4 protein-coding genes are annotated in these 2,965 nt (G+C 45.7%); 3 read left to right on the forward strand and 1 reads right to left on the reverse strand.

Going from position 1 to position 2,965, the window contains the following annotated elements:
- From pruA to ACEW8S_RS11195, 3 genes are all read left to right on the forward strand, one after another.
- Window positions 1–1,323 (forward strand): L-glutamate gamma-semialdehyde dehydrogenase (gene pruA / locus ACEW8S_RS11185; RefSeq protein ID WP_373518238.1); only part of this gene is annotated, 1,323 nt, incomplete at its 5' end.
- Window positions 1,324–1,460: 137 nt separating this feature from the next.
- Complete coding sequence (locus tag ACEW8S_RS11190; RefSeq protein WP_373518239.1) at window positions 1,461–1,970, forward strand: DinB family protein; 510 nt, start codon at window positions 1,461–1,463, stop codon at window positions 1,968–1,970.
- Between the two features lie 267 nt (window positions 1,971–2,237).
- Window positions 2,238–2,366 (forward strand): hypothetical protein, encoded by a 129-nt coding sequence (locus ACEW8S_RS11195; RefSeq protein WP_373518240.1) that lies wholly within the window; start codon window positions 2,238–2,240, stop codon window positions 2,364–2,366.
- 61 nt (window positions 2,367–2,427) lie between these two features.
- Here the strand turns inward: ACEW8S_RS11195 and rsmG are convergent.
- On the reverse strand, window positions 2,428–2,965 hold a 538-nt coding region (gene rsmG, locus ACEW8S_RS11200; protein ID WP_373518241.1), incomplete at its 5' end, for a 16S rRNA (guanine(527)-N(7))-methyltransferase RsmG.

The following is a 2,965-nucleotide window of genomic DNA, read 5'->3' on the forward strand; positions in this document are numbered from 1 at the left end:
CGGAGCGCTATTTTCTCGAAAGCTGCGGAACTCATTGCAGGCCCCTATCGGGATAAGATAAATGCCGCGACCATGATCGCGCAATCGAAGAACATCCATCAGGCGGAAATCGATGCCGCTTGTGAGACTATCGACTTTTTGCGGTTCAATGTCGAATATATGTCCCAGATTTACGGGGAGCAGCCCGATTCTTCGGAAGGTGTTTGGAACCGTGTGGAATATCGCCCTTTGGAGGGCTTTGTCTACGCCATTACCCCGTTTAACTTTACGGCCATCGCCGCCAACCTGCCCGCCAGTGCCGCTATGATGGGCAATGTGGTACTCTGGAAGCCCAGCGACCACCAGATATTTTCGGCCAAGGTCATCGTCGATGTCTTTAAAGAAGCCGGCCTGCCCGATGGCGTAATCAACGTGGTCTACGGCGACCCGGTCATGATTACGGATACGGCGTTGGCGAGTCCCGATTTCTCGGGCATCCACTACACCGGATCTACCAGCGTCTTTAAGGGTCTTTGGAAGAAAATCGGTGACAACATCGATACCTACAAGACCTATCCACGGATTGTCGGCGAGACCGGTGGAAAAGATTTTATCATTGCGCATCCTACGGCAAAACCGCAGCAGGTGGCTACGGCCATATCACGGGGAGCGTTCGAATTTCAGGGACAAAAGTGTAGTGCGGCTTCGAGGGCGTACCTACCGAAATCGACATCCAAAGAAATTCTGGAACTTGTTAAAAAGGATATTAAGTCGTTCAACAAACCAGGTTCTCCCGAAGACATGTCCAACTTTATCACGGCGGTCATCCACGAGGGCTCTTTTGATAAATTGGCCAGCTATATCGATCAGGCGAAAAAGGATAAAAAAGCGGAAATTTTTGCCGGTGGGGAATACGATAAATCCAAAGGCTACTTTATCGAGCCAACGGTCATAGTAACCACCGACCCCCATTACAAGACCATGGAAACCGAACTGTTCGGCCCAGTGGTAACGATATATGTCTATGAGGATAAGGACTGGTCAAAAACCCTGAAATTGGTCGACGAGACCTCGCCCTATGCATTGACGGGAGCCGTGCTTTCGGGAGACCGCTACGCCATTGACGAAGCGACCAAGGCACTACAGAACTGCGCCGGCAACTTCTATATCAACGACAAGCCCACGGGGGCTGTAGTCGGGCAACAGCCTTTTGGCGGTGCCAGGGCCTCGGGAACCAACGACAAGGCGGGATCGATGCAAAACCTTTTGCGATGGGTATCGCCACGATTGATCAAGGAGACCTTTGTGACGCCGGAAAATTATCGGTATCCTTTTTTGGGATAAGGCCGGCAGGCAGTCAATGGGTCAAATTCCAAAAATTTTAGGATAATAATTCGCCGATTTGTAATATCTTGTTGCCAATGCCGTTTTTGGTGGCATTGGCAACAAGATTTACTAACGAACAACTAAACTTTTGGAAAATGAAAAAATTAAGCTTATTACTCTTTATGGGAGCTGTCACTGTCTACGCCCAAGATAATTTGACCCAGAGCACAATCCAAGGAGTACTTACCCACAATCAAGATCAAGTAGTACAACTGGCGGAAGCCTTTTCGGAAGAACAGTACGATTGGAAGCCGGCGGAAGGCATACGTACCGTTGGGGAATCGCTGTTGCACGTTGCAGGGGGCAATTATTACCTGGCCTCAAAAATGGGATTTGCTCCGCCTGAGGATGTAGATATGACGAGTTTGGATAAAATTACCGGGAAAGACAACATTTTGGCCGCCTTGAAAAAATCAAATGCTTTCGTACTCGAAAAAATAGCTATGGTCAAAAACGACCAATTGAACGAAGAAGTCGATTTTGGTTTTGCCAAGATGAACAAGCTCGCAGGTCTTTTGTCGATTGTGGAACATAACGGCGAACACAAAGGCCAATTGATTGCCTATGCCCGTTCGAACGGGGTTACGCCGCCTTGGAGCGAATAGGAAAATTCTCAATTAGCTTGTCGGCTGGCAGGTTGCAAGTACCTCCCAAAATTTTGGGGCAAAGGGGCCAAAAAGTAATCTAAATTTTACGGAATCGTAGAAAGTCCTTATCGAATATTCGATTAGGACTTTTTTAATGTCTCACTATCATCAAAATGCAGGCAGTTCGATTAATTTCTTGATCACAGCACAATAATCAATGTAAATTTAACGTTAATTTATAGTAAACTTTTAGTAACTTTATAGCTATAATCAAAAAAAGATGTGATGAAAACAAAGAAAATAGGGGTGAAACCCAAGAAGGTCAAGAAGTCCTTTTTAGAAAGCATCCACTCGTACCTAAAACGGTACGCCGATAATTGCAGATATTCCTTCGAAGGGATGTTGAGAATTTAAGGATGTCAATGATTTATTTAAGGATGTCTATGATTTTAGGTATCCTTGCGATTCGCTATCCCTAGTACTTCACCGGAAGATATACCAACTTTTTGGCCTCAAAGAAATCCTCTTCAAAATAATCGCTCAGGTCAAAGATTTCGGCCGTTTTATATCCTTTTAGTTCTTCCCTTAAATCGCCTCCCTTAAGGTAAAGTATTCCGTTTCTTCTTTCATGAAGGCACTCTTTTTTGATTTTCCCCTTGACATAATACACGAACGTTGGCATCGCTGCTACCGCCCTACTTACTATAAAATCAAATTTCCCCTTTACAACCTCTACCCTATCATTGATCGTGGTCACATTTTCGAGGTCCAGACCTGCCACGACCTCGTCGACCACCTTTATTTTTTTTCCGATGGAGTCGACCAAGGTAAAGTGGACGTCTGGATACAAAATGGCCAAAGGAATGCCCGGAAAGCCGCCACCGGTACCAACATCCAAAACGGATACATCCGCCTTAAACCGCTTAATTTTAGCGATTCCCAAAGAATGAAGAACATGGCGCAGGTAAAGTTCGTCGATGTCCTTTCGGGAAAAAACGTTGATTTTTTGGTTC

This window comes from Pricia sp. (assembly GCF_041745955.1).
Classification (GTDB): Bacteria; Bacteroidota; Bacteroidia; order Flavobacteriales; family Flavobacteriaceae; genus Pricia.

What these genes read in the sequence shown, in the direction of transcription:
- ACEW8S_RS11190 (WP_373518239.1), top strand. Translation starts at nt 1,461, where the DNA reads ATGAAAAAATTAAGCTTATTACTCTTTATGGGAGCTGTCACTGTCTAC.
- ACEW8S_RS11195 (WP_373518240.1), top strand. Translation starts at nt 2,238, where the DNA reads ATGAAAACAAAGAAAATAGGGGTGAAACCCAAGAAGGTCAAGAAGTCC.